Here is a 26,232-nt window from a genome sequence, read left to right on the forward strand (position 1 = left end):
TTGTTTCAAGTTCAATGAAAACACGCGGAGCTTATAAGCATAAGTGAGCATGTTTGAAGCAGAAATTGAGACCATGGACTTTTTAAGCATATTAGAGCAAGCCATTGTTTCAAGTTCAATGAAAACACGCGGAGCTTATAAGCATAAGTGAGCATGTTTGAAGCAGAAATTGAGACCATGGCGCAGCTATAAGAGGATTAAAAGATGCAAGTATTTGTTATTGGTGGCGGCGGACGCGAACATGCGTTAGCTTGGAAAGCAGCACAATCAGCTCAAGTTGAAACAGTTTTTGTTGCACCAGGTAATGCTGGTACAGCCTTAGAGCCAAAACTAGAAAACATCGACATTAAGGTTGAAGCAATTTCAGAGCTGGTTAAATTTGCTCAAGATAATAAAATTGAACTCACCATTGTTGGCCCAGAAGTACCATTAGCACTTGGCGTAGTGGATGCCTTTAACGAAGCAGGTTTGCCTATCTTTGGTCCAACTCAAGGCGCTGCACAGCTTGAGTCTTCAAAAGCCTTCACTAAAGACTTTTTAGCACGTCATAACATCCCAACAGCTGACTACTCAAACTTCACTGAAATTGAAGCAGCAAAAGCTTACTCAGTTGAGTTAACCAACAAAACAGGTTTCCCTGTGGTGATTAAAGCTGACGGCTTAGCAGCGGGTAAAGGCGTGATTATCGCGGCAGACCAAGCTGAAGCTGACGCAGCAATCGAAGACATGCTAGCAGGTAACAAGTTTGGTGAAGCAGGTTCACGGGTTGTTATCGAAGAATTTTTAAAAGGTGAAGAAGCCAGCTTTATCGTAATGGTAGATGGTAAAAACATTTTAGCAATGGCCACCAGCCAAGACCATAAAGCCCGTGATAACGGCGATAACGGCCCTAACACTGGCGGCATGGGTGCATATTCACCTGCACCAGTAGTGACCCAAGTTGTTCACGACTGGACCATTGCTAATGTTATCCGCCCAACGGTCGACGGCATGGCAGCAGAAGGCAATGTTTACACCGGCTTCTTATACGCAGGCTTAATGATTTCTCCAGATGGCAGCGCAAAAGTACTTGAGTACAACTGCCGCTTTGGCGACCCAGAAACGCAGCCAATCATGATGCGTCTGCAATCAGACTTAGTTGAGCTTTGTCTAGCCGCTACCCGGGGTGAGTTAGATAAAGTGACTGCTGAATTTGATTCACGCGCAGCAGTCGGTGTTGTACTTGCAGCAGGCGGATACCCAGATGCTTACCGTAAAGCTGACGTGATTGACGGTTTATCATTAGGTGATAACAACGCCAAAGTATTCCACGCTGGCACCGCCATGAAAGACGGCCATGTTGTCACTGCAGGCGGCCGCGTATTATGTGCCACAGCACTAGGTAACACTGTGACAGAAGCACAAGCTAGCGCATACAAGCTAGTCGATGCTATCCACTGGGATGACGTCTACTTCCGCACTGATATTGCCTACCGCGCTATCGCACGTGAGCAAGATAAAGGTTAATTTTTTTAGCCTAATGCTGAATTAAAAAAATCCCTGTGATGGCAACTAATGCCAAAAGTCACAGGGATTTTTGTTTTAGCGTTCAAAATTCAATTCCATTAAAGTATTAGGAGCTTATTAAACTATTTATCTTCCTTTACTAAAGGCACCGCCGAGTGTTTGCTTAAATTCAAAATCAACACCCCAACCAGTATGGCAATAACAATCGAGATTAAACGGGTAAATTCAGACGACAGTGAATCTGCCGCTTGGTGCTTAATGATTTGATACGTTAATACGATAAAATTAGTAAACAATAACTGGTAAATACTAAAGCGACATTGTCGACGAATGCCAAAGCAAGCTAACTGCAGCCCGCAAAATAACGTCACCCCAATTAACATCCAAGTTGAAACCCCAAAGGCAAACAGTAGCATCACAGGTAAGGTAAATAAGATCCCAGTGGCGGTGGTGACAATTTTATTCTGGCTATAAATACGATGATCATTCGCGATAGGAATTTTAATCAAACTGCCAATGGTGATGGCAATCAGCATGGTTTGCGTACTGCCAATACTGATAAGTACCACCAGCGTAATACACATGGCGGTGGCTTTAAACATGATAAGCCCAATGTTAGTTTGCGCCCCTTCTTTAACGGTTTCATCCATTAAAATATCTTGCTCATCACCTGGGAATAATAAAAAACTGATGTAGGTAATAACGATGGCAATTAAAAAGGCTTCAAACATCAACCAAGGTAACACGTCCACTGGCGCACCCATTTGGAAATTCATCACTGTCATGATAATCACCACCATTAAGGCTAAGGTGGCAAGCATATCTTTAGGATCGTGATGACTGCGGTAAAAGCACCAAAAAAATAATCCCCAGCAAAATAGCGCATAACCTGTGGGAGTGTCTTTTAACACCCCAGCAAGAAACACCAATATAAAGCTAAGAAAGAATAATATGATAAGCAGTTTAAGTAACATACTCATAGGCGGCTTTGATGGCATGATGGTTAAAAATATCACCACAAACATCGGCGCTAAAATAGGCATAGCCGCCCCAGAGTATTGCAAATAAAACAGCAAAAAGACCGGGAAAAATACCAGCCTGATGATCGGATTCACCGCATTACGAAACATAGGTCCACACGCTCACAACTCGGATCCAAATTTTAGCTAACCATTCGCCAAAGCTGCTTTGCTCTGTAAAAAAGGCAACGGTAGCTTGGGAGCCATAACGAATGTTTTGCGGTATATCATCGTTTTCAAAAACAATGTTAACCGGATAACGCTGGGCATTTAACGAAGTGGTATCTGCGGTTAAAAAGCCTGTTGCTTGGTCAATATTATTACTGCCACCAGTCCCCCAACCTATGCTATCGACTTTGCCATTCAACACCCTCCCTGGCAGTGCATCGAGCACAATTTCAACTCGTTGCCCCTCACGAATATGCTCTAGGGAGTTTTCTCTAACCAGTGCTGAAATCCAAATACCGCGGGGATCAATAAAGGTCAGCATCGGCGTGCCAACCGTGGCTCTTTGCCCTAGAGTAAGTTGTAAATTGGTCACGACACCTTGTGAAGGCGCAATCACTTCGGTGCGCTGTAAGTCTAGCTGCGCTTGCTCAAGGTTGGCCATGGCCGCCAATAACTGCGGGTTATTTTCACCCTGTGGGCCTAAATTTTGTTTGGCTTGTACTAATGAGGCTTCTGCGGCGTTATAACTGGCTTGGGTTCGATCTCGAGACTCAATTGCATTGTCTAAATCAGATTGGCTTAATACCCCCTGCGCTGCTAACTCGGTGATCCTTACCGCTTGCTCTTTGGCGTTATTGCGGGCTGCTAACGCATCAATCACATTCGCTTGAGCAACTTCAACTGCTGCAGTATTGGCGCCAATACTTTGCCCTGTTAAAGCAAGGTTAGCTTGCGCTGACTGTAAGGCAATTTGATAGTTGCGTGGGTCGATTTTAAACAGCACCTCACCCGCTTCTACCACTTGGTTATTTTTGACATTAACATCAACGATATTACCAGCCACTTGGCTGGCAACTCTCACCAAATAGGAATGGACTCTCGCATCGCCTGTCATAGGGGTGACTCTATCGGCCCATAGGCTATACAACCACACAAACAGGATCACGCCGATAATATAAAAACTTAACTTACGAGATGATTTTTCCGCTGCGGACATGGCATTAACTCTCTTACTGATGATGAAATAGTGCTGAAACTGAGCGCTAAGCTCTCAATAATACAGTCTAGGATATAAGTGAAAATATACATACAAGTATTTGTAAGAGTGATAAAAATTTATTCAAACAAAGGCTAAGGTTTCGATAAGAAGCACATTATAAATATTACATAGTTATTCACTTTTATTAGCCTAAGCGAATAGCTATTTTACTGAGTTAACTTAATAGTCACAATCGCCTCATCAGCTCCAAAGAGCCACATTTTTTATCACTGCTGGTCATTGCCATAAAACATCGACTTACCCCTTAGACCTATGGCAGGATGTCACCCTGTCACAAGTTAATAACAAATAATACTGACAGCGCAACAGCCAGCATAAATATAAAAAATCTCATCACACCCCAAAAAAATAATAATAGAGATCACTCAATGTCTGATAAGCAAAAGCTAAACAAACACAAACAGCCCAGTTTGCTCGATGCCCTTGCGCCCGTCTTTGCCCTCATCGCAATGCTAGGCACAGCGGTTTATCTTTTTTCTTCCGATAGTTCATCTGGTGCCAACCAAATCGCGCTGATCCTCGCGGCCTGTATCGCCATTTTAATTGGCTATAAAAATGGCTATAGCTGGAATGAAATGGAACGCGGCATCATTAAAAGTATTGGTGTTGCCACTGGCGCCTTGTTAATTCTATTTACCGTGGGCTCGCTGATTGGCACTTGGATTTTGGCAGGCACGGTGCCGACAATGATTTATTACGGCATGCAGATTTTGCACCCTCAATATTTTTATGCCGCTAGCTGTATTTTATGTGCCGTGGTCGCGATCAGTATTGGTAGCTCTTGGACTGTGGCGGGTACCCTAGGTATTGCCTTAATTGGTATAGCTTCCGCTATGGGATTAGATATTAATATCACCGCTGGCGCGATTATTAGCGGCGCCTATTTTGGCGATAAAATGTCACCGCTTTCCGATACCACTAACCTAGCGCCAGCGGTTGCAGGCTCTGATATTTTCAGCCACATCAAATACATGACTTGGACTACGGTTCCCAGCATTATCATTGCGCTAATTGTCTTCACTGTTTTAGGGCTATCAGCCGATGTTGCTAGCTTCAATTCAGATCTTGATAGCACCCTGTTGCTCCTCGAAGCAACTTATCAACCTGGCCTGCATCTGCTTATTCCTTTATTAGTGGTGTTATTTTTTGCTAACAAAAAAATGCCAGCCTTTCCTACCGTAATTCTAGGGACAATTGCTGGGGCTATTTGTGCGGCGATTTTCCAATTTGATAATGTGGTCAGCTACGTTAATGAGGACAACTTATTACCGATAGTAGCACTCATTAAAGGTATTTGGATTGCGATGTTTGATGGTTATGTGGCCACCACAGGTGACACGGTTTTAGATAACTTATTAAGCCGCGGCGGCATGAGCAGCATGGTCACCACGGTTTGGTTAATCCTCTGCGCCATGACATTTGGCGGCGTGATGGAAGTGACAGGATCATTATCGCGCTTACTGGAAAGTATCTTAAGTTTAGTGACGGGGACTAGCAGCTTAATTATCACCACTTTGGGAGTTTGTATCGGCGCAAATATTATTACTGCCGATCAATATATTGCCATTGTACTGCCCGGTAGAATGCTAAAAATTGAATATCAAAAACGCAAGTTGGCGCCAGTTAATCTAAGCCGTACTCTAGAAGATTCAGCTACAGTAACTAGCCCACTTATCCCGTGGAATACCTGCGGCGCTTTCATGGCCAGTACCTTAGGCGTAGCAACCATTGCTTATTTGCCTTATGCAATCTTTAACCTAGTTTGCCCATTCATCAGTGCATCCTATGCGTATTTCAATATCAAAATACAACCGCTAGATGAATCACTGCAACTCACAGAAGGTTTATAAATTTCAAAAATACGGACTTAGCCTGCTGCTATATAAGTGACTATATAAATGACTATATAAATGACTATATAAATGACTATATAAGCTGTTATCCAAAACGGTCTTTCAACCAGCCATAATGATAGTAACCCCATTGCCCTATTCGCCTTGCTTTAGCAAAGGGCAAACGGGGTAATGGGTTTTGATAAAGTGGTAAATTAGCTATTTCAGTTGGTGTTTCACCGGCAATACTTTGGGCTAATCGAAAAGCCGCTTGTGCACTAAAAGACACCCCAGCGCCGCAATAACCTAAGCTGTAACCCACGCCGTTTTTCTCAACTACATGGGGCATATCATCCATTGATGCCGCTATCCAGCCCGTCCAGTTATAGGCCACTTTTTTAGTCGCTAATGCAGGAAAGCATTTATTCATGGCCAGCTTGAGTCGCTGACCATAAATCGGATCTGCAGCGTCTTTTCCCCACACAGCGCCACGGCCGCCAAACAGTAATCGATTATCAGGCAGTAACCTGAAGTAATATTTTAAAATGCGGGTGTCCATGGTTACTTGATGGCTAAATAGACCAGCGGCTTGCAGCTCATCAGCACTAAGTGGCTCAGTGACGATAATATTACTGAGTATTGGCAAAAACTTTTCATCAATGCGGTGATTAAACGCTTTGGGCGTATAGCCATTGGCGGCCACTATCACTTTATTTGCACTTAACTCACCATGCTCAGTGAACAGACGGTGCTTGCCATTTTCCTCGATCCAGTCAAGCACGCATGAGCTTTCAGATAGGGTGACATCTTGATGCTCAACCATTGATTTATAGCCCAGCAATAACTTTAGCGGGTTTACCCCAAAGCCATCACTTAATCGCAGTGCGCCATAGGCTTGGTGATGATTTAAATAATCTCGGCGAAAGTCTGCAGCATTAATAAATTGCGCATGCTGATCCATATTTGCAGAGCCTGCTGACGAGGGTGATTTACTGTCTAATGGTGAAGGTATTAAATGCTGCTGAATAAAGTCAGCGGCTGTTTTAAGCTGCTGCAACGCCTTAGGGTTATGCGCCACCTTTAAGTAGCCTTTCTCCTGCGGATCACACTCTATATTGTATTTATGAATTAGTGATTCAACGCGCTCGACAGCTTGGCTAAACTCGCCATAAATGGCTTTAGTGGTGGCTAAATCCCAACGTTTTGCCATAGCGGCATAGCCCAACCTGCCCGAGCCCTTTAATACAAAACCTGCATTACGGGCGCTGGCACCAAAACCCACTTGGTTTGCCTCTAATACATGGCAATCTATATGGTATTTACTGGCGAGATAATATGCCGTCAGTAATCCTGTATAACCGCCGCCAATTATCGCGATATCCGTTTGCTGATGACCACTTAGGTGAGGTAAGCGTGGCGGCAAAGCTTGGGTACTTGCCCAATAGCTATTGGCCAGTGGTTGTGAAGCAGCATTCGGGGTTATTAAAGGATCATACATAGCAGCGGCTCTTTTTATTTTGGTTATATGAGTGCAAATGCGGGCACTAAAATCTGCAATAAAGCCTTTTAGTAAAGCCTTTTGATAACGTCTCTCTATAAATGGTTAGCTAAATTCAATCACCATTTCACAAGCTGTGCAGTGGCAATCATCGCCGCAAAGCACACAAAGATAATCGCTACCGTCTACTTTTTGGTTCCAACGGCTCGGATGTTGTTTAATTAATTGCCCACCAGCATGAGTAAAGTAACCTACCGCCGAGTTATTTGGGCTTTGTTGCCATAAGTGACTCACCCCCGCTTTGGCGCCCTGTTGCTTAACAGCCGCAATAGACGCTTGCAGTAATTTAGAACCAATCCCCTGACCGCGATATGCTTCTGCTACTGTATTACATTTGAAATAACACATGTTTTCAGCAGTAACAGGCCACTTTTCAGGAGTACACCATTGATCAACTGGCCACTTCCCAGCGGCATAAGTCAGCCTAAAACCGACAATATTAGCCGTCGAATTATGGGTATTTTTAGTTGGTGATAATTGTTCACTTTCTGCGATGAAGTGAGCATTGATATTATTTTTTATACCCATTCGATAAATTTTTTCAAGCGAAGATAGATTTAAATACCCTTCACCATGAACCAAGTTTCCGAGTTCAATAACTTGTTGAAAATCATCAGGAGTTAAGCTTCTTATCATTATTATATTGACTCCAGGTTGTCTTAATATATCGCCAAGATAGCACAATTATTTAGCAAAAATAACGATGTTAAACTTTTGTGATAATTTGGCGATAACACAGTGAGATCCCTTTGGCAGAATCGATTGCAATTAAACAAAAGGAGCTCCGTTATGAAATCATCTGTATTAAAACCTATCGCACAAAAAGCAAGCTTACTGACTTGTGGACTCATCGCCGCTGGCCTGTTCAGTATGTCAGCTAATGCTGCTGAAGTTGAAATCAGTGTTGTTAACCTAACCCACGGTAATCACTTCACGCCATTGTTTATTGCAGCACACGATGCTGACAGTCACCTATTCCAAGTAGGCGAAATGGCTACACCAGCATTACAAAAAATGGCCGAGGGCGGTGATATTGCTGATTTAGATGCCGCAGTTATGGGCGCAGGTGGCGTGACTGTTACCAACCCAGCCATGGGTTTATTAGCCCCCGGTGCTAATGTCAGTGATGTCATGCTTGATTCAATGGAAATGACGCACCTTTCTATCGTTGCTATGGTACTACCAACCAATGATGCCTTTATGGGGTTAGATGGCTGGGAGATCCCGACTGAGGCGGGTACTTACACAGTTTATGTAAACGCCTATGATGCGGGTACTGAAGCCAATGATGAAGTGGTTAATGGCGGCGGAATGTCCGGCGTTGCAGGTATTCCAGCAGCGCCAGGTGGTGACGGAGGTATGAATGGTACTGGTGTTATGGATGGTGCTACTAATGGTTATGTCCACACTCACCCAGGTGTGCTTGGTGATACTGATCCAGCCGGCGGCGCCAGTGATTTAGACAGCCGAATTCATCGCTGGTTAAACCCTGTTGCGAAAGTTGTTGTTACCGTTAAATAAGGGGCATGTGATGAAATATCCAATCAAAAATATCAATAAATATAGTCTGAGTGCTGCAGCATTAATTGCTGTGCTGGGCTTAAGTGGCTGTTCAGACAATAACAACTCACCGTCTCCTGAGCCGACTCCAACCCCAACGCCCGATACGGTAATGCAAACCTATAGCGTCACAGTGACAAACTTAACGGCTAATCAACCCATGTCACCGATTGCAATTGCCGTTCATAGCAATGATGTGATGTTATGGCAAGCAGGCGAAAGCGCAAATGTCGCCCTAGAGAAAATTGCTGAAGGCGGCGATTCAAGTGATGTAGCGGCTATTGAGGGTATCGAGGTTACGGCCAGTGGCGCTGGTATATTGATGCCAGGCATGTCAGAAACCATCACAATTACTTTAGATGAAGCCGATGTTGCCAACCTTACCGTAGCAACCATGCTGGTAAACACCAACGATGCCTTTACTGGATTAAACAGTTACGACATTTCGATGTTAGCAGTCGACACTATGGTCGCTATGAAAGGCATGGTTTACGACGCTGGCACTGAAGCTAATACAGAAGAAAAAGGTACCATGCCCGGACCTGCTGATGGCGGAGAGGGGTTTAATGCAACCCGTGATGATGTTGATTTTGTTCATATTCATCCAGGCGTGATCACCATGTATGACGGTTTAATGGACTCAGTCCTAACGCCATCACACCGTTTTGATAATCCGGCAATAGCCATATCAATCAGCCGCACACAATAGCAAGCATCAGCCTTTATGATTAAAAACCAAACAAGCTGAAAGTTTATCCGCCCATCTCAGGTCTGCTGGATAAGGACCTGAAATGGGAAATTCTGGATGAATGATTCTAATAAGCACCATCAGCACCAAATCAAGCCACATATTTTGTTGGTTGAAGATGAGCAAGATTTAGCAAGGCTCATCATGCTAAATCTAACCGCACTAAATTATGAGGTGTTTCATGCCACCACATTAAGCCAAGCGCTTAACATCATTAAATCTAGTGTAATAGATTTGATTTTGATGGACCGTATGCTACCTGATGGCGATGGCATTATGTTGTGCCAGCAACTTCGTGAAGCTGACAACTCGGTTGCTGTGATGATGCTAACAGCCAAAGATTCAGAAGCCGATATTGTATTGGGCCTTGAAGCCGGTGCTGATGATTACTTAGTCAAACCCTTTAGTGTGCTGGAGCTACGAGCGCGAGTAAAAGCCATGCTTAGGCGTAGTAAAACTCAACAAATCAGCTCTGAGCAACTGCAGTTTAATGGCGTTACCATTAACGCAGCAACCCGTGAGGTCATTACCAATGACTGCCCGCTGGAATTAACTGCTAGAGAATTTGATCTGTTGCTGTTTATGGCCAAGCATCCACTACAAGTATTTAGCCGAATGCAATTATTAGAGGCAGTGTGGGGTTACAACTATGACGGTTATGAGCATACGGTTAACAGTCACATTAATCGCTTACGCAATAAACTCGCCCACAGCTCTGGGCATCCAGAATTAGTCAAAACCGTTTGGGGTGTAGGCTATAAGTTCTCTCCACCATCAGCAACTTAGCTGATATTCGTTTTAAGCATGTTATTTTTAAAGTGTATATGGGTCTCTAATGAACCGCTTATTTAACCGACTATTCTTATCTGCCACTTTAATGGTGTTGCTACTTTTTGTAGCCCTGTGGCAATGGTTACAACTCAACCATGAATTTAGCCGTAATCAAATTCAGCAATCATTACACTTACAACTTGCTGAACATATGGCGCACATTAATCCGTTATTGTCACAAGGGATTACCTCAGATGCAGCGCTAAAAGAAGCATTTCACGACTTTATGCTGCTGGGCCCAAGTTTTGAAATTTATACCTTAGATCCACAAGGTCGTGTCATTGCTTACGATGCCAAAGAAGAGAAAATCAAAACCACTCGAGTAAATTTAGCCAAGATAAAGCAATTTATTGCAGGTCGAGACCTACCGATTTTAGGCACAGATCCCCGCTCAAAAAAAACAGAAAAAATCTTTTCCGTCAGCCCGCTCATCACTACTGACGGGCTTCACAGTGGATACTTATATGTCATCATCGGCGGCGAAGATTATGATAGCTGGCAAGCACTAATAAACTCAGAAAATCAGCCCAAGCTGTGGGGCGCTACCATTGGCTTTTGGATTATTTTTGCACTGATGTTATTTGTGCTATTGCTGGGCTTTTTTACCCAACCAATTAAAAAATTAGCTAGCGATCTCAACCAATTAAAAGATTCGCCATTAAGCGGCACACTGGCCTTGCCTAACCGTTACAATGGCAGCGAAGAAATCAGAGTCCTCAGTGACAATATTAATCATTTACTGCATAAAATCAGCCAACAACACCAACAAGTCAAACGCCAACAACAAGCCAAACATGACTTCTTACTGCATTTGTCCCATGACTTAAAAACCCCACTCACCTCTTTGCTGGGATATATCGATACCTGGCTACTATTACCGCCAGCAGAGCGCCAACCAGAATTAATTGAGTACGCCGCTAATTCAGGGCAAAACTTACAGCAGTTACTGGCACAATTACTTGAATTAGCAGCACTGGAAAATGGTCAAATCAGTGCCCAAATAAGTCAAATTAATTTGCGAGAGGTATTACTGGATTTAAAACAAACTTTTGCACCCAGAGCGCAAAAACTTGGAATACTCTTAGACTTTAATATTGCCGATGAGCTGCAAGTGTATACCGACCCACAATTAATGCGTCGAATATTAAATAATCTTGTAGATAATGCCCTGAGATACACCCCAAAAGGTGGCACCATCAAGGTATACAGCGAAAGCTTAAATGGTCAAAGCTGGTTAGCCGTTAAAGATACTGGCGCAGGCATGCATAAGCATGAAGTCGAAGCCTTAAAACAATTATCCATGCAGCAGTTATCATTTGAGCCCAATCAAACATTGCCACAGTTGGGTGTTGGTTTAGCCATAGTGCGCCAATTGCTTGGACTCCTAAAGTGCCGTATTGATATTAAAAGCACTCCCGGCAAAGGAAGCCGTTTTATGATTGAACTAGCCACACACTAAATTAGACAAACACTAAAAATAACAAAGCCACCTATAATTAAGGTGACTTTGAGGGTCATAACTGAACACGCCCCTTTAGAGGGAGCGCCTATATTCAGCTACAGAAATAGCTATTAACTTTAGATAGATTGATAAAGTTTTTTAATTTTGTGGAAGAAAAGACTAACAAAACCAGCAAATAGACTTCCCCACATTAATAATACTGCCGCAACAGTCACAAATTGCCCCATATAATAATCGGCATTAGCCACATAAATGTAATGGGTACCTGGTAGTAGCGCAGCAAATACAGCAAAGAACATTAAAGCAACAATAATTTGAATTTTCATAATTAACTCTTTTTGGCAAAGGCTACTAGTTTTTGCCTCTGTTTCATCATGAAACAAAGCTAGTTAGCTAAATAATACTTAATTCTCAGAATGACGATAAAGTATCAAATAAACCCCACTAAGAGTTTTGTTAAGATCACAATTTAGAATATTCAATTGTCACTTTGTGATAGAGAGCACTCATTACCATTAAAACTATGATGAATAAAATATGGTAAAGCTCAGAGGTCGAAAACGAATTAAAAAAAAGACGAGCATTGCTCGTCTTTTTTTGTGCGCATCATTATCAATTACTTATGATATTTCGCTGATAGCTCATGTACTGAGTTAATGAATGAACCAGCATGTTCTGGGTTAACATGTTGATGGATACCATGACCCAAGTTAAATACATGGCCAGTACCTTCACCGTAAGAAGATAGGATTTGATCCACTTCTTGATGAATACGCTCTGGTGAAGCATAAAGTACAGATGGGTCCATGTTGCCTTGCAGCGCCACTTTATGACCAACACGGCGACGTGCATCACCGATATCAACAGTCCAATCTAAACCGAGCGCATCACAACCAGTTTCAGCCATAGACTCTAACCATAATCCGCCACCTTTAGTGAACAAGGTAACAGGAACTTGGCGACCGTCAGCATGGCGAGTTAGGCCATCAACGATTTTTTGCATGTAACGTAATGAGAACTCACGGTAAGCGTGGTGAGATAACGCACCGCCCCATGAATCAAAGATCATTAACGACTGAGCACCGTTAGCAACTTGTGCATTTAGGTACAAGATAACTGAATCAGCTAACTTGTCTAAAAGCATGTGTAATGCTGCTGGCTCTTCGTAAGCCATTTTCTTAATTTTTTCGAATGTTTTGCTTGAACCACCTTCAACCATATAAGTGGCTAGCGTCCAAGGAGAACCAGAGAAACCAATTAACGGTACTTCGCCTTTTAGCTCGCGACGAATCGTGCTTACTGCACGCATCACGTAACCAAGTTCATCTTCTGGATCTGGAATGCAAAGCTTTTTAATCGAGTCAACGGTATCAGCTCGACGTTCAAAACGTGGACCCTCACCAGTTTCAAAGTATAAGCCTAAGCCCATTGCATCTGGAATGGTTAGAATGTCTGAAAATAAAATAGCTGCATCTAAATCATAACGACGTAATGGCTGTAAAGTCACTTCACAAGCCAAGTCTTGGTCTTTACAAAGCGACATGAAATCACCGGCTTGAGCACGGGTTGCTTTGTATTCTGGAAGGTAACGACCAGCTTGACGCATCATCCATACAGGCGTTCTGTCAACAGGCTGTTTTAGTAAAGCGCGTAAATAACGATCATTCTTTAATTCTGCCATTGGGCTTGATTCCTAAACATATATTGATATCCGCTGAACCGTAGTTTAGCGACTTAAGGTATTAATGTAACCAGTTCTGCTAAATTTATGTGAGCTGCCCCTCCTACTAGTATCAAAATTGCTAATATAAACGTTAATATGCTCACAAAAAGGGTGATTTTTGACTAGGTGTGAAGCTAACTCGACAAAAAAGTTGCACCTTCGCTGCACCTTTGATATAAAAAGTCTGCGCTAGCAAGAACAATCAAGAAGCACGATAAATCGAGCCCTTAAAAATCTATTTGCCCAGCGGTAGCATGCTATCGCTGGGCATTTTTCTTTAGATTACAATAACAAAGAATATTTCCCTCGTAACTCAGCCCATTCCTCTGGTCAATCCATTGCTTCTTTTGCAGAAAAGAGTTGATTAATCACTACTTTCTCTCATACATTAAGTGTTATGTATTGGTTACTAAATTGAGAATGATAATGCTGACAAAACTAGAAAAAGCCGAACAAAAATGGGGTGGCTCCAATAAGCTGGTTGATCAATGGCTGCAGCACCGCAGAGCATTACTGATCCAATACTTCAAAATTGCTGGCCTCGCCCCTTACTCAGTCCCAGCAAAAAGCTTACCTGAACTAGATACCGTTAAGCAGTTTTGCGCTCAATTAGTTGATTATGTCTCTGAAGGTCATTTTGAGGTATACGATCAATTGGTTAATGAGTGTGAAAAATCAGGTGAACAAAGTAAAGCCCGAGCACAACTGTTATTACCACAAATCAGTGAATCAACTGATGCCGCATTAGACTTCAATGACAAATATACTGAAGCAGATAGCGATTCTATGTTGCTAGAATTAGATAGCGATCTCTCTAATTTAGCTCAAGCAATGGAAGCGCGCTTTGCTTTGGAAGATGAGTTACTCGAGCAACTTCATCAGCATCATTCAAAAGTCAGCTAATGTGACTTATTACTTATTACTTACCAAAGTAATTAGCAAAGCTAGCGGCTAACTGATTGATCTTGAGTCACAGACAAAGAAAGGCTCGATTTACTGATGCCATTTACTTGCGCCAGTTATCAGGTAGATCGACTTGGGACCATAAATCATGGCAAAGCGCTTGATGTTGATGCCAATTACCTTGTAGTAACCACCCCACCAAGGCATCACCGACTTGCGGATATGCAATAGGCTTGGGCGACGCCGCCTTTAACCATCGGGCTAACATTTTACTATCTAAGCTATCCATACTTTGTCCTGCAGCCAACAGCTCTAATGCTGCTACGTTTGATGATTGCTCAAATTGCCCCTGAAGCGGTTTAACCAGTAGCTTCTTACCTAATGTCATCGCCTCGCTGGCAAGCTCAAAACCTGCATTACCTATTACCCCACCACATTGCGACATGTGTTGTTTAAACCCACAGCGATCAAAGCTGAACCAATTAATATGATCTGGTAATGACTGCTTTGGCTTATTGCCATGGTAAACAAAAAATTGATAGTCAGGAAAAGGCCTTAAAAAAGCTGCTATCGCGTCGGCACTTTCAAAGGGTAAATACACCAAAATTTGATGACTGTGAGCACCACAACTTGGCTCAACTTCTACAAAGGGAGGTAAAATAGCAAAACCGAAATGATGCCAATGACAGCCTAATTTGATATCTGCAGGTGCAAAGTTGTTTAACAGTAATTCATCAAACCAGCTCATTCCCTGTTTAGGTACTGAGTATTGTAAGGACGCTTGATGACTGATCGCAATTGCGGTCACGCCCTGTTTTTTAGCAGCCCAAGCACTCACTGGCTCAAAGTCGTTTAACACTAAATCATAGCCGCTCAAATCAAGTTGTCTCACTTCAGACACAATGGGTGAAGTGATATTTCTTTTAATGGTTTTGCCAATGCTGACTCGCCCGTCTTCGGTAATAAAAGACATGCCCGTTCTAACTTGATAGTCGCCAAAACATTGCATATCAAAGTACTCATCTTTGGCGCGACCACTAAATAAAAAATCAACCTCGATATCAGTTTTACTTAACGCCTTTGCCATGACTCTGGCACGGCTAATATGGCCATTTCCCGTCCCTTGAACACCGTATAATATTTTCATGATTTACCTTGTTTAATGACCAATTTCAGCGCTATGACAAGCTAAATCAACGGCTCGGCTAAGATAACCACACCGACCCCCAACCCAATACCAGCAACAATATCCAATGGATAATGCACTCCAAGCGCTATTCGAGATAATCCAATCGCCACAGCCCAGGTCATTGCGATTGGCCACAATGCAGGAAAAGTCGAAGTGATAGCCATCGCCATAATAAAGGCCGCTGCAGTATGCCCCGATGGCAAACTAAATTTGTCTGATGCCTGAAAGCTGCTATCAAAGCCTGCAAAAGCGGCGCAAGGCCTAGTGCGGCGAATGGCATTTTTAAAGACAAAATATAACGGCAGTTCAATGATAAAACTCACTAACATCAAATTAAAAAACTGACTGCCTTGAGGATGTAAAAACAATAAACCTACCGCCATATAAACGTAATAATGGCCATCCCCACTTGCTGAGATTCTTTTCGCTAAAGGGGTTAACTCATGAGTTCGACAAAAAGTAATAATGTGGCAAAACACAAACTTATCCAGTGCGCTAATCGTCATAGCCATACAAAATCCTTATAGTTCAATTGTTCAACCTTAATAAGAACTGTAAATAGGGCTAATGACGCTTAGATGACAAGCTATCGAAACTTTTATGACAATCATAACTTACTCAAAGGAGTCACCACAGACAGGGCAACAATGCAGTTAATCATATAAAAACAAGAACTAAGGCTAATAAAGGGCTTATCACAGCGATAAACAACAGCCGTTTAAGTCATCCCGCCTTAAGACCAAAGACTGAACAACTAACTGATTATCTTTATCAAGTGATGAATATCGCTGTTATTTTCATAAAAAGCTCATATAATTCATATATTATTGCTTTGATAACTGGCGAAAACCTCTGTGAATCGCTAACCCCAAGGAGTGTCACTATGGAATACAACACCTCAGAATTGTGTGATATGTATTTAGATGTCGTTGATGTAGTAGAACCAATGTTCAGTAATTACGGCGGTTGTAGCTCTTTTGGTGGTTCGATTAGTACCATCAAATGTTTTGAAGATAACGGCTTAATTGCTGATGCGCTGCAAGCAGAAGGCGAAGGTAAAGTCTTGTTAGTAGATGGTGGCGGTTCAATGCGCCGTGCATTAATTGATGCCTCGATTGCTGAAATCGCAGTGGCTAACAAGTGGGAAGGCATTATTGTTTACGGCTCAGTACGTGACGTTGACACCCTTGAAGAAATGGATATTGGTATTCAAGCATTAGCTTCAATCCCGATTGGCGCTGACACTAATGGCGTTGGTGAAGTTGAAATCCCAGTTAACTTTGGTGGGGTAACATTCCTGCCATGCGACCATATCTATGCTGACAATACTGGCGTTATCTTATCGCCAGAGCCATTAGATATCGAATAATCGATTGATATTGCTGGTTACATATTACCAGTTTAAATATCGACTAAAGCCAGCTATGCTGGCTTTTTTATGGCCTATTTTTAAGTCATAAGCTCTAAGTATTTGACTCTAGATATGTGGCTCGACATATTAGCCTTAAAGCTAACCCCAATTGAATGAAATAGGTTCTTAATGTTGCAGATAATGACCCGCAGTGAAGTTAATCAATACCTCTCCAGCAGAGATGGCGAAAGCAAACTGGGCCAAACCGTCAAGCTTATCTCCGAATCAGCCCCCTCTTTAGCGGATCTTAAACAGGCACTTTGTGAGGCTAAAACCAATGGGGTGCAATTTGTTATTGTCGGAATTACCGAAGATGCTGGTCCAAGGGCTAACTTAGGCCGCGGCGGCTCATCTGCAGCCTTTAGTGCCACTATGCAACAATGGCTTAATTTGCAGTCCAACCGCTACCTTGATGGTAAACAGTGTCTTATTTTAGGGGAAATATCTCAGGCCCCACTGCCAGAAGCGGCATCCCTAGAAGAGTTAAGGCAAGCGACTAAAGAACTTGATAACCAAGTCATTAGTGTGATCAGCCAAATTATGGCAGCAGAGCTTGAGCCCATAGTGATCGGCGGCGGTCATAACAATGCATATGGCATGCTAATGGCGACTAAGGCTCACTTTAATCAGGCGGCTGCGGCAGTAAACCTTGATCCCCATAGCGATTTTCGCCCACGGGAAGGGCGCCACAGTGGCAACGGATTTAGCTATGCTGCAGCCAATGGCGCACTGGCTTATTACCATGTGCTAGGTTTACATGAGCTAAAAAACACTGAAGCCACCTTAGAGCAATTAAGCTTATTTGGCGGTCATTGGCACAGCTTTCAGCAAATTTGGGTCAGACGAGAAATCGACTTAAGCCAAGCGCTGCAACAAATCGCCAGCAATCTTAATCAAACTCAACTGCCAGTGGCCTTAGAAATTGATGTAGATGCCATCGCCAAAATGCCCAGCAGCGCATCCACTTTTGCCGGTGTGCCCTTGTTAGATGCCTGCCACTATATTCATCACATCGCTAAACACTGCCCTTGTGCTTATCTGCATATTGCTGAAGCCGCGCCTCAATGTCACGATGCGGGTGATATGGCTGGTAAGCGTGATGTAGGCCAAAGTGTCTGTGAATTAATGTACAGTTATATCCAGGCAAGAAAAGTAAGCTAGCTTAAGCAAGGGATATTTGAACTTCTCTCGCTTAAGGATCGTACAAACTTAAGCTGTTAAATTTATTGCACGCTATTACCTAATACTTTCACTATTCAATAACTGTGAATTTTATGCTCTAATGCAGGGCAATTTTGATGAGATAGAATAATACGCTGTCTTAACGCATTCTTAGCTATTTCAAGTAAACTTGATCACATTCTGGCTGATTGAAGTTTCTGCAAAGCAAGCAATGACATACACTCGCTGTTAATTACCGCACATTATAGGAATACACAGATGTCTGAGGGCGACCCAAAGAACACCCATTTTGGTTACAAAACCGTTGATTCAGAGAAAAAAGCGGATTTAGTTGCTGACGTATTTCATTCGGTTGCTGCTAAATACGACATCATGAATGATGTTATGTCATTCGGTGTACACCGTTTTTGGAAACGTCACACGATTGCGACCGCAGGCGCAAGACCGGGCATGAAAGTACTTGACCTTGCTGGCGGCACCGGTGATTTAACCGCTAAATTCTCACACCTTGTGGGTGAGCGCGGCCAGGTTATTCTTGCTGACATTAATGATTCAATGCTTAAAGTTGGCCGTACTAAATTGCGCGACAAAGGCATTGTTAGCAATGTCAGTTACGTACAAGCTAATGCTGAAGCACTGCCGTTTCCTGACAATCATTTTGATATTATTACCATTGCGTTTGGTTTACGTAATGTGACCGATAAAGACGCAGCATTACGCTCGATGCGCCGGGTACTAAAACCTGGCGGAAAGTTATTAGTGCTTGAGTTCTCAAAACCTCAACACGAAGTCATGCGTAAAGTTTATGATCTTTATAGCTTTAAAGTGTTGCCTAAAATGGGCGCACTAATTACCCAAGATGCTGACAGCTATGAATACCTAGCTGAATCAATTCGCATGCATCCAGATCAAGAAACCTTAAAGCAAATGATGCTTGATGCCGGTCTTGAACAAGTTGACTACACCAATATGACTGATGGTGTTGTCGCCTTACATCGCGGTTATAAATTCTAATGCTGCCGAACCACTGTTCATTACTGGCTTGTGCTGCAATGGAAACTGCTCTCGGGCAGTTACAAGCACAAGATCAGGGTGAATATGCGCGACTAAAGCCGTTGCACGGTAAAGTATTCAAAATTCAGTTAACCCAAGTTAGTTGGCCAATATACCTTATTTTTGCACCGCAAATTCAAGTCATGAGCGCTTATGAAGCCACTGTTGACGTCAGTATTACTGCTGATGTCACTACGCTTTATAAGGTGACTGAAGGGGCTAACCTTACCGAGCTCATTAAGCAAGATAAGCTGATCCTCGATGGCGATATCAACTTATTGCAAAGCTTTAGTCATTACTTAAAGCACATTGAGTTAGATTTTGCCGAGCCATTATCAAAGTATATTGGTGATGCCCCGACTCATATGTTGCTGACTAATACCAAACACTTAGCCAGTTCAATGAAGCAAGTGTTTGAAAAGTCGCTCTCTCATGTGGGTCAATTAACCACTGAAGAATATCGACTCGCCCCTCATCAAATCGACTTCATTCATTTTCGTGATAATCTGGAACAGCTTGTTGATAGAACAACAAGCATTGAGTCCAAGATAGCAAAATTAAGAGAAAAAATTACCCCATGACAATTGCAAGTATCAGGCGTGGTTACCAAGTCATAAAAACTGTACTCCATTACGGCTTAGATGATGTTTTACCCAAAAATAAAACTCCCTGGTACTTTTCACTTCTGCGAAATTGTTTCTTTTGGATCCGCAACCAACACAAAGACAAATCTTCTGCTGAGCGTTTAAAGCTGGCGATGCAAGATTTAGGACCGGTTTACATCAAGCTGGGACAAATGCTGTCAACTCGCCGTGACTTACTCAATGATGAGTGGGCCAGTGAGCTGGCTATGTTGCAAGACCGCGTACCACCTTTTGATTCAACCCTTGCCCGCCAAGCTATTGAAGCAGAACTAAAAGCGCCGATAGACTCATTATTTGACAACTTTGAAGACATTCCCTTAGCGTCAGCATCCATATCTCAAGTTCACACTGCTAACTTGAAAGAAAATGGCGCAGAGGTGGTGTTAAAAGTTTTACGTCCCAACGTTGAAGCGCAAGTTAATGCTGATTTACAACTGATGTGCCAAGCGGCCAATTTACTTGAAAAGCTATTAGGTGAAGGCAATCGTCTGCGCCCTGCTGAAGTCATTGATGATTATCGCACCACCATTTTAGGCGAGCTAAACCTTAAACTAGAGGCGCTCAATGCCATCAAGCTACGTAACAATTTTTTAGACTCTGATAGCTTGTATGTGCCTTATGTTTATGAAGATTATTGCTACCCTCGCCTAATGGTAATGGAGCGTGTTTACGGCATTCCTGTTTCAGATATTGAAGCCTTAAAAGCCCAAGGGACTAATTTAAAGCTTTTGGCTGAACGCGGTGTTGAGCTGTTTTTCACCCAAGTATTTCGTGATAATTTTTTCCATGCTGACATGCACCCTGGCAATATTTTTATAAGCCGTGAACACCCTGACAATCCATTTTATATCGGCATGGATTGCGGCATTATGGGCACCCTTAATGATGTCGACAAACGCTATTTAGCAGAAAATTTCTTAGCCTTTTTTAATCGTGATTATCAGCGTATTGCCCAGCTTTATATTGAATCGGGTTGGGTATCAGAAAACACTGACGTACTGGCATTTGAGCAAGCGGTTAAAGTGGTTTGCGAACCCATGTTTAATAAGCCATTAGACGAAATCTCATTTGGCCATGTGTTACTGGAGTTATTTCGCACTGCCCGCCGATTCGATATCGTCGTGCAACCACAACTTGTTTTACTCGAAAAAACATTACTTTACATTGAAGGCTTAGGTCGTCAGCTGTACCCACAGCTAGACTTATGGTCAACAGCTAAACCGTTTTTAGAGCAGTGGATGTCTGAACAAGTCGGCCCGAAAGCCATTTTTGATAAAGTTAAAATGAAGAGCCCTTATTGGGCTGAAAAGCTGCCAGAATTTCCAGAACTTATCTATGACAATTTAAAAATGGGTCGAAAACTACTGGGCACCCAACAACAAATGCTTGATAAGTACCTAAAATTTCAACATAAAGCCCATAAAAGTAATTACTTATTAATAACAGCTGCTGTAATGTTGATCTGTGGCACAATATTATTAAACCAATACGCTACACTATGGCCTGCTTACATTTGTATCACATCAGGTATAGTGCTTTGGTTCACAGGATGGCGATCCAGACCAAAAAACCGTAAATTTTAACTAGCACTTATACATTAGAGGTTCATAATACTCTATGTATAAAGGTTACAATTGTGAATGTAAAAATTCCAACATCATGTTTTTATTCTTATAGAGGAAATGTTCATGGGCGGCATCAGTATTTGGCAGCTTCTAATTATTGCGTTAATTGTTGTGTTGTTATTCGGAACTAAAAAATTACGTTCTTTAGGTGGCGATTTAGGTGGGGCTGTTAAGGGCTTCAAAAATGCAATGAATCCTGAAGATGAAGAAAAGAAGTCTCTAGAAGACAGCACTGCGAAAAAGTCTGAACAGGCAACTGAGCAGAAATCCGAGTCAAAGGATAAAGAACAGGCGTAATTCATTATGTTTGACGGTATTGGCTTTATGGAGCTACTGCTGATTGGAATTTTGGGGCTTGTGGTTCTCGGCCCCGAAAGACTTCCGGTTGCAGTACGTTCAATATCTGAGTGGATCCGCTCATTAAAGCGGATGGCAAACTCAGTCAAAGATGAATTAGAGCAAGAGCTTAAAATTGATCAGCTTCATGCTGACCTTAAAAAAGCAGAAAGCAAAGGTTTGTCGAACCTATCACCTGAACTACAAGAGTCCATTGATCAGCTAAAAAATGCTGCAAAATCGGTTAATCGTCCCTATCAAGTTGACGAAGTAGCCAAAGATACCTCTGCAGCTACACCCGCTGAAAGTTCTACTGCCAAAAGTGAACAAGCAAACGACTCTGACAGTTCAAATACCAAAAGCTAACACGGGTAACCAATGTCACAACAGCTACCTCTTATCAGTCATTTGCTTGAGTTACGAAATAAGTTACTTAGAGCTATCGGCAGCGTATTGCTGGTATTTATCTGCTTAGTTTATTGGGCAAATGACATTTACCATTATATGGCAATCCCATTAATGCAATCACTGCCAGAGACCGGCAGTATGATTGCAACGGATGTAGCCGCGCCCTTTTTTGCGCCATTTAAATTAACCTTAGTGTTATCATTTTTTGTGGCGATCCCCTACGTACTATTTCAAGTATGGTCATTTGTGGCGCCCGGTTTATACAAACACGAAAAGCGCATGATTATGCCGCTGCTATTTAGCAGTACGGTATTATTTTACCTCGGTATTGCTTTCGCCTATTACGTGGTATTTCCGGTGGTATTTGCGTTTTTCACCAGTGTCGCACCAGAAGGAGTGCAAGTAGCAACCGACATTAGTAGCTATTTAAGTTTTATCTTAAAGCTATTTTTTGCTTTTGGTTTAGCCTTTGAAATCCCTGTAGCCGTAGTATTAATGTGCTGGGCTGGCGTGACAACACCAGATGAGCTTAAACAAAAACGCCCTTACATTGTTGTAGGTGCATTTGTGGTTGGCATGATGCTAACGCCACCTGATATTATTTCACAAACAATGTTAGCGATTCCTATGTTAATATTATTTGAAGGTGGTTTATTAGCAGCTAGGCTATATACCCCAAAAGAAGATACAGATAACGAAGAGCCAGAGAACGAGAAAGCTGATAGTTAAATTGCGCATCGCACTCATGGACTAGTTAACCAATAAAAAGAAGGATTCTGTAATGCGTTTAACTTTGATTGCCACTTTTGCTTTGGCTATCTCTTCTCAAGCACAGGCCAGTGTTGAGCAACAACTGGCGAGCTGTGCAGCTCAAACTGACAAACTTGACCGGCTAATGTGTTACGACACATTAGCCGCGTCAGTTAACACCTCCCTCACTTCAGCGACAACAGAGACTGCTACTGCGGTATCGACGCCAGCAGTAGTAACTGCATCTGCCGTAACAAAGGCTGCAGTTGCAACGTCTAACAATCCTACTGCAGAACAAGAGTTTGGTCTTAAAAAGAAGGTCGATGAGGATGTCACTCGCCTTTATGCTGACGTTGTATCGGTAAAAAAAGATCCTTACGGCTCATTAATTATTACCCTGTCTAATAATCAAACTTGGAAGCAATCAGGTACTGACCGCTATAAAGTGAAAAAAGATCAAACCGTCTTTGTTGAAAAAGGCGCTCTCGGTTCATTCCTACTGGGCAGCGATGATCGTAACTCCACTATTCGAGTGAAGCGTTTAAAATAAATCATGCCGCAGCATATCGACATAGCCGTTAATTTGCTTAGCAGCAGGTTAATCGCTGATATTGACAACATAGTGACTCAAGCGGCGCAACATCATGTTTCGCCGTTAATTGTTATTGGCAGTGATATTACTGAAAGTAGCGACAGCGCCTCGCTGTGCGCAAAATACCCTCAGCAACTCTATAGCACTGCAGGGGTTCACCCTCACCACGCCAGTAGCTGGAATGCTGCCAGTGCTGATGAGATAAAAACCTTAGCAGCATTAAAGCAAGTGGTTGCTATTGGTGAATGCGGTTTAGATTATAATCGCGACTTTTCTCCCCGTAATGCCCAGCGCCTTGCCTTTCACGCCCAACTTGAATTGGCAGTTGCATTACAAATGCCGGTACTGATGCACTGTCGTGACGCTCACGAGGACTTTATTGCAATAGTAAGTCAATATCGCCACAAGCTCCCTGCAGCGCTGCTGCATTGCTTTACGGGCAGCAAAGATGAGTTACTTGCTTGTCTTGAATTAGATTTACATATCGGCATAACTGGCTGGGTATGCGATGAACGTCGCGGCGCTGAGCTGGCGAGCATAGTGCCATTGATCCCAAACAACCGCTTAATGGTTGAAACTGACAGCCCTTATTTATTACCTCGCAGCATGCGCCCTAAACCCAAATCTAGCAAAAATTTGCCACAATACTTGCCCTATATTGCCGAGTATATTGCTAATCTTCGTCAGCAACCCTATGCAGAGCTGGCAGCCCATTGCTACACCAACAGCCAGCGTTTTTTTAACCTAGGGCAGGATTAATGCAGCAAGTGCATTGGGCGTTTAAAGCATTTACTTTGTTTTTTATTATATTGCTAACTCAATTACAAGCAGCCCACGCGCTTGCCGTTGAGCACGCCAATACCCCGCTAAGATTAACCGCCTCATCCATTACAAAAATCAAATTAACGGATTGGATGTATATCAATCAGTCTCAAGATATTGAAGAGCTTGCCAGCTTAACACTGCTAAAAAATAGCCAACAAGATTGGCGCAAGTTAAGCCGCGGCGATATGCGTAAAATTGGCGCTAAAAATACTTGGTTGAGTTTTAGTATTTTTAGCCCTAATGACCATCTATCACGCATGATAGCGCTGAATAACCCACTGCTAGATAGCATGAAACTATATCATTTAGTCAATAACAAATTAGTAAAAGTGGAGCTAATGGGTGATAGCTATCCGTTTAAACAGCGCCCACTGCAAAGTAATTTATTTCTTTACCCCTTTGAATTACAGCCAAACGAAACACATACCTTTTACTTAAAAATCGATAATCGCGGCAGCTTAAATTTTCCATTGGTACTATGGAGTAAAAATGATTACAGCCATGCCATTGAGTCTCAAAGCCTTGCTAATGGCTTTCAAATTGGGATATTGATTGCCATTGGGCTATTTAGTTTGTTTATTGCCCTCGCATCAGGGTCTTTTAGTTATAGTTACTATAGTGGCTATGTACTCAGTTTAACTCTACTTGTGGCCACTATTCATGGTATTGCCTTTCAATATTTATGGCCCACACTGCCGGTGGTGCAAAACTTAGCCATTCCGATATTAATCCCGATAGCCTTAGCTTTTGCGCTGATGTTTACCGAAAAAGTGATGCTACTTAAATATCATAATAAACCGATGCTATTAGTCGGTCGTTACCTTGCGGTTTACTGCGTTTTACTGAGTCTGGTTATCTCGTTTATTGATTTTAAGTTCAGCTTATATTTGCTCACTTTCTCGGTAATCGCCATTAGCTGTGTACTGATTACAGTATCTTTAATACAAGTAATTAAAGGCAGTAAAAATGCACGTTTATATGCTATTGCCCGTATCGGGCTATTTATTGGTGCCATTCTCAGCGGGCTCATTTATCTGGGCTATTTACAGTGGTATATGCCAGCGCATACTCCAATGATGATCGGACTGACCTTTGAAGTCATTGTCATGGCTGCAGTGCTAGCAGTGCGCTATAACGATGAACGAAAAGCCAAACTTCAAATGCAAAAAAAGGCCCTAGAGCAAGCCCAAAAACTACAACAAAACCGTGATGAAGCTTTAAAAGCAGAAGCGAGAACCAATGAACGTCTCGAACAAATGGTCGCTGAGCGGACTCTTGAACTCGAAGTCACCTTACGTGAGCTAAATGATGCCAATCAAAAGCTGCAGCAACAAAGCACCACTGACAGTTTAACTGGGGTAAAAAATAGAAACGCCTTTGATAAACGCCTAACCGCAGAAGGACGCATTAGTCGTCGTCAGCAAACCTCACTTGCTATCCTAATGGTTGATATTGATAAATTTAAACAGATTAATGATCAATTTGGTCACCTTGCTGGCGACCTTGCAATTAAAGTGATTGCGACAACAATTTCTGAGTTTTTAAAACGACCAACCGATCTGGTGTCACGTTTTGGAGGTGAAGAGTTTGCTATTATATTACCAAATACTGATAGTGTAGGAGCGATGCTATTGGCTGAAAGAATTCGCCAAGCAATCTCTAATTTATCAATCGATTGGGATAATAACCCTATTTCCCTTTTCGTAAGTATCGGTGTGAGCGCTGCCATTATCGAAACCAATGAACAGCCAACTCAGTTACTTGAACAAGCAGATAAAGCGCTTTACCAAGCTAAGCGCAGTGGACGAAATCAGGTTTGTCTGTTTTCGTCTGATTAAGATCAGTCT

Annotated in this window: 26 protein-coding genes; 18 read left to right on the top strand and 8 right to left on the bottom strand. The window is 42.5% G+C overall.

Translation table 11 applies throughout. The features are described 5' to 3' along the window. The first annotated feature begins 204 nt into the window (after positions 1-204). Entirely contained in the window at positions 205-1,506 is a 1,302-nt protein-coding gene (gene purD, locus Q4557_RS14930) for a phosphoribosylamine--glycine ligase (protein ID WP_102476016.1), read from the top strand. Positions 1,507-1,628: 122 nt separating this feature from the next. Here purD and Q4557_RS14935 read toward each other — a convergent pair whose 3' ends face one another. Together Q4557_RS14935 and Q4557_RS14940 are read right to left on the bottom strand one after the other, a co-directional pair. Continuing rightward, complete coding sequence (locus Q4557_RS14935) at positions 1,629-2,636, bottom strand: DUF2955 domain-containing protein (RefSeq protein ID WP_102476017.1); 1,008 nt, start codon at positions 2,634-2,636, stop codon at positions 1,629-1,631. Next, positions 2,626-3,690 (bottom strand): HlyD family secretion protein, encoded by a 1,065-nt coding sequence (locus Q4557_RS14940; RefSeq protein WP_303413691.1) that lies wholly within the window; start codon positions 3,688-3,690, stop codon positions 2,626-2,628. The genes Q4557_RS14935 and Q4557_RS14940 overlap by 11 nt, the downstream gene beginning before the upstream one ends. Before the next feature lie 431 nt (positions 3,691-4,121). On the opposite strand from Q4557_RS14940, the gene nhaC reads away from it, so the two are divergent. Continuing rightward, the gene (gene nhaC / locus Q4557_RS14945) at positions 4,122-5,603 is read left to right on the top strand and encodes a Na+/H+ antiporter NhaC (RefSeq protein WP_102436948.1); all 1,482 of its coding nucleotides are present in this window, start codon (positions 4,122-4,124) and stop codon (positions 5,601-5,603) included. An 88-nt stretch (positions 5,604-5,691) separates the two neighbouring features. On the opposite strand, the gene Q4557_RS14950 is transcribed toward nhaC, so the two are convergent. Beyond that, positions 5,692-7,083, bottom strand: a complete 1,392-nt coding sequence (locus Q4557_RS14950; protein WP_303413693.1) for an FAD-binding oxidoreductase — start codon at positions 7,081-7,083, stop codon at positions 5,692-5,694. Between the two features lie 105 nt (positions 7,084-7,188). Continuing rightward, positions 7,189-7,779: a GNAT family N-acetyltransferase gene (locus tag Q4557_RS14955; RefSeq protein WP_102436952.1), complete on the bottom strand. Its 591-nt coding sequence runs from the start codon at positions 7,777-7,779 to the stop codon at positions 7,189-7,191. A 234-nt stretch (positions 7,780-8,013) separates the two neighbouring features. On the opposite strand from Q4557_RS14955, the gene Q4557_RS14960 reads away from it, so the two are divergent. From Q4557_RS14960 to Q4557_RS14975, 4 genes are all read left to right on the top strand, one after another. Beyond that, complete coding sequence (locus Q4557_RS14960; RefSeq protein ID WP_241904015.1) at positions 8,014-8,664, top strand: spondin domain-containing protein; 651 nt, start codon at positions 8,014-8,016, stop codon at positions 8,662-8,664. Positions 8,665-8,674: 10 nt separating this feature from the next. Continuing rightward, the gene (locus Q4557_RS14965; RefSeq protein WP_198589304.1) at positions 8,675-9,412 is read left to right on the top strand and encodes a spondin domain-containing protein; all 738 of its coding nucleotides are present in this window, start codon (positions 8,675-8,677) and stop codon (positions 9,410-9,412) included. A gap of 96 nt (positions 9,413-9,508) precedes the next feature. Further along, entirely contained in the window at positions 9,509-10,237 is a 729-nt protein-coding gene (locus tag Q4557_RS14970) for a response regulator transcription factor (protein WP_303413696.1), read from the top strand. Positions 10,238-10,286: 49 nt separating this feature from the next. Then, the gene (locus Q4557_RS14975) at positions 10,287-11,741 is read left to right on the top strand and encodes a HAMP domain-containing sensor histidine kinase (RefSeq protein ID WP_102519942.1); all 1,455 of its coding nucleotides are present in this window, start codon (positions 10,287-10,289) and stop codon (positions 11,739-11,741) included. A 119-nt stretch (positions 11,742-11,860) separates the two neighbouring features. On the opposite strand, the gene Q4557_RS14980 is transcribed toward Q4557_RS14975, so the two are convergent. Further along, entirely contained in the window at positions 11,861-12,070 is a 210-nt protein-coding gene (locus Q4557_RS14980; RefSeq protein ID WP_102519941.1) for a hypothetical protein, read from the bottom strand. 290 nt (positions 12,071-12,360) lie between these two features. After that, a complete protein-coding gene (hemE, locus tag Q4557_RS14985; RefSeq protein WP_102436964.1) occupies positions 12,361-13,425 on the bottom strand; it encodes a uroporphyrinogen decarboxylase in 1,065 nt (354 codons plus the stop codon). A 468-nt stretch (positions 13,426-13,893) separates the two neighbouring features. On the opposite strand from hemE, the gene rsd reads away from it, so the two are divergent. Continuing rightward, entirely contained in the window at positions 13,894-14,370 is a 477-nt protein-coding gene (gene rsd, locus Q4557_RS14990; RefSeq protein WP_198590413.1) for a sigma D regulator, read from the top strand. 103 nt (positions 14,371-14,473) lie between these two features. Here the strand turns inward: rsd and Q4557_RS14995 are convergent, their stop codons facing one another. Then, the gene (locus Q4557_RS14995; protein ID WP_102476023.1) at positions 14,474-15,517 is read right to left on the bottom strand and encodes an MJ1255/VC2487 family glycosyltransferase; all 1,044 of its coding nucleotides are present in this window, start codon (positions 15,515-15,517) and stop codon (positions 14,474-14,476) included. Between the two features lie 41 nt (positions 15,518-15,558). Continuing rightward, positions 15,559-16,071: a phosphatase PAP2 family protein gene (locus tag Q4557_RS15000; protein WP_102436970.1), complete on the bottom strand. Its 513-nt coding sequence runs from the start codon at positions 16,069-16,071 to the stop codon at positions 15,559-15,561. Positions 16,072-16,442: 371 nt separating this feature from the next. On the opposite strand from Q4557_RS15000, the gene rraA reads away from it, so the two are divergent. From rraA to Q4557_RS15055, 11 genes are all read left to right on the top strand, one after another. Next, on the top strand, positions 16,443-16,928 hold the full coding sequence (gene rraA, locus Q4557_RS15005; RefSeq protein ID WP_076539310.1) for a ribonuclease E activity regulator RraA: 486 nt from the start codon (positions 16,443-16,445) through the stop codon (positions 16,926-16,928). Positions 16,929-17,099: 171 nt separating this feature from the next. Continuing rightward, a complete protein-coding gene (locus Q4557_RS15010) occupies positions 17,100-18,131 on the top strand; it encodes a formimidoylglutamase (RefSeq protein ID WP_102436972.1) in 1,032 nt (343 codons plus the stop codon). 279 nt (positions 18,132-18,410) lie between these two features. Continuing rightward, a complete protein-coding gene (ubiE, locus tag Q4557_RS15015) occupies positions 18,411-19,166 on the top strand; it encodes a bifunctional demethylmenaquinone methyltransferase/2-methoxy-6-polyprenyl-1,4-benzoquinol methylase UbiE (protein ID WP_102436973.1) in 756 nt (251 codons plus the stop codon). Beyond that, positions 19,166-19,786: an SCP2 domain-containing protein gene (locus tag Q4557_RS15020; RefSeq protein WP_102476025.1), complete on the top strand. Its 621-nt coding sequence runs from the start codon at positions 19,166-19,168 to the stop codon at positions 19,784-19,786. The genes ubiE and Q4557_RS15020 overlap by 1 nt, the downstream gene beginning before the upstream one ends. Then, a complete protein-coding gene (gene ubiB / locus Q4557_RS15025) occupies positions 19,783-21,432 on the top strand; it encodes a ubiquinone biosynthesis regulatory protein kinase UbiB (RefSeq protein ID WP_102476026.1) in 1,650 nt (549 codons plus the stop codon). Before Q4557_RS15020 ends, ubiB begins: the two co-directional genes overlap by 4 nt. 105 nt (positions 21,433-21,537) lie before the next feature. Then, positions 21,538-21,771 carry a Sec-independent protein translocase subunit TatA gene (gene tatA, locus Q4557_RS15030; protein WP_076539319.1) on the top strand — a complete coding sequence of 78 codons (234 nt, stop codon included), beginning with the start codon at positions 21,538-21,540 and terminating at the stop codon, positions 21,769-21,771. A 6-nt stretch (positions 21,772-21,777) separates the two neighbouring features. Then, on the top strand, positions 21,778-22,176 hold the full coding sequence (gene tatB, locus Q4557_RS15035; protein WP_303413703.1) for a Sec-independent protein translocase protein TatB: 399 nt from the start codon (positions 21,778-21,780) through the stop codon (positions 22,174-22,176). A gap of 12 nt (positions 22,177-22,188) precedes the next feature. Further along, positions 22,189-22,947: a twin-arginine translocase subunit TatC gene (tatC, locus tag Q4557_RS15040; RefSeq protein ID WP_076539321.1), complete on the top strand. Its 759-nt coding sequence runs from the start codon at positions 22,189-22,191 to the stop codon at positions 22,945-22,947. Between the two features lie 52 nt (positions 22,948-22,999). Beyond that, complete coding sequence (locus Q4557_RS15045) at positions 23,000-23,518, top strand: hypothetical protein (RefSeq protein WP_102476028.1); 519 nt, start codon at positions 23,000-23,002, stop codon at positions 23,516-23,518. 3 nt (positions 23,519-23,521) lie between these two features. Next, complete coding sequence (locus Q4557_RS15050; protein WP_102436983.1) at positions 23,522-24,319, top strand: TatD family hydrolase; 798 nt, start codon at positions 23,522-23,524, stop codon at positions 24,317-24,319. Continuing rightward, positions 24,319-26,223 carry a diguanylate cyclase gene (locus Q4557_RS15055; RefSeq protein WP_102436985.1) on the top strand — a complete coding sequence of 635 codons (1,905 nt, stop codon included), beginning with the start codon at positions 24,319-24,321 and terminating at the stop codon, positions 26,221-26,223. The genes Q4557_RS15050 and Q4557_RS15055 overlap by 1 nt, the downstream gene beginning before the upstream one ends. Positions 26,224-26,232: the final 9 nt, after the last annotated feature.

The organism is Shewanella sp. 5_MG-2023 (assembly GCF_030547465.1).
Classification (GTDB): Bacteria; Pseudomonadota; Gammaproteobacteria; order Enterobacterales; family Shewanellaceae; genus Shewanella.

Coding starts and splice junctions, on each gene's coding strand:
- rraA (WP_076539310.1), top strand. CDS start 16,443: ATGGAATACAACACCTCAGAATTGTGTGATATGTATTTAGATGTCGTT.
- Q4557_RS15000 (WP_102436970.1), bottom strand. CDS start 16,071: ATGGCTATGACGATTAGCGCACTGGATAAGTTTGTGTTTTGCCACATT.
- Q4557_RS14970 (WP_303413696.1), top strand. CDS start 9,509: ATGAATGATTCTAATAAGCACCATCAGCACCAAATCAAGCCACATATT.
- tatA (WP_076539319.1), top strand. CDS start 21,538: ATGGGCGGCATCAGTATTTGGCAGCTTCTAATTATTGCGTTAATTGTT.
- tatC (WP_076539321.1), top strand. CDS start 22,189: ATGTCACAACAGCTACCTCTTATCAGTCATTTGCTTGAGTTACGAAAT.
- Q4557_RS14975 (WP_102519942.1), top strand. CDS start 10,287: ATGAACCGCTTATTTAACCGACTATTCTTATCTGCCACTTTAATGGTG.
- ubiB (WP_102476026.1), top strand. CDS start 19,783: ATGACAATTGCAAGTATCAGGCGTGGTTACCAAGTCATAAAAACTGTA.
- ubiE (WP_102436973.1), top strand. CDS start 18,411: ATGTCTGAGGGCGACCCAAAGAACACCCATTTTGGTTACAAAACCGTT.
- rsd (WP_198590413.1), top strand. CDS start 13,894: ATGCTGACAAAACTAGAAAAAGCCGAACAAAAATGGGGTGGCTCCAAT.
- Q4557_RS14940 (WP_303413691.1), bottom strand. CDS start 3,690: ATGTCCGCAGCGGAAAAATCATCTCGTAAGTTAAGTTTTTATATTATC.
- Q4557_RS14955 (WP_102436952.1), bottom strand. CDS start 7,779: ATGATAAGAAGCTTAACTCCTGATGATTTTCAACAAGTTATTGAACTC.
- Q4557_RS14960 (WP_241904015.1), top strand. CDS start 8,014: ATGTCAGCTAATGCTGCTGAAGTTGAAATCAGTGTTGTTAACCTAACC.
- Q4557_RS14965 (WP_198589304.1), top strand. CDS start 8,675: ATGAAATATCCAATCAAAAATATCAATAAATATAGTCTGAGTGCTGCA.
- Q4557_RS15020 (WP_102476025.1), top strand. CDS start 19,166: ATGCTGCCGAACCACTGTTCATTACTGGCTTGTGCTGCAATGGAAACT.
- tatB (WP_303413703.1), top strand. CDS start 21,778: ATGTTTGACGGTATTGGCTTTATGGAGCTACTGCTGATTGGAATTTTG.
- Q4557_RS15050 (WP_102436983.1), top strand. CDS start 23,522: ATGCCGCAGCATATCGACATAGCCGTTAATTTGCTTAGCAGCAGGTTA.
- Q4557_RS15055 (WP_102436985.1), top strand. CDS start 24,319: ATGCAGCAAGTGCATTGGGCGTTTAAAGCATTTACTTTGTTTTTTATT.
- purD (WP_102476016.1), top strand. CDS start 205: ATGCAAGTATTTGTTATTGGTGGCGGCGGACGCGAACATGCGTTAGCT.
- Q4557_RS14950 (WP_303413693.1), bottom strand. CDS start 7,083: ATGTATGATCCTTTAATAACCCCGAATGCTGCTTCACAACCACTGGCC.
- Q4557_RS15010 (WP_102436972.1), top strand. CDS start 17,100: ATGTTGCAGATAATGACCCGCAGTGAAGTTAATCAATACCTCTCCAGC.
- Q4557_RS15045 (WP_102476028.1), top strand. CDS start 23,000: ATGCGTTTAACTTTGATTGCCACTTTTGCTTTGGCTATCTCTTCTCAA.
- Q4557_RS14980 (WP_102519941.1), bottom strand. CDS start 12,070: ATGAAAATTCAAATTATTGTTGCTTTAATGTTCTTTGCTGTATTTGCT.
- Q4557_RS14935 (WP_102476017.1), bottom strand. CDS start 2,636: ATGTTTCGTAATGCGGTGAATCCGATCATCAGGCTGGTATTTTTCCCG.
- Q4557_RS14995 (WP_102476023.1), bottom strand. CDS start 15,517: ATGAAAATATTATACGGTGTTCAAGGGACGGGAAATGGCCATATTAGC.
- hemE (WP_102436964.1), bottom strand. CDS start 13,425: ATGGCAGAATTAAAGAATGATCGTTATTTACGCGCTTTACTAAAACAG.
- nhaC (WP_102436948.1), top strand. CDS start 4,122: ATGTCTGATAAGCAAAAGCTAAACAAACACAAACAGCCCAGTTTGCTC.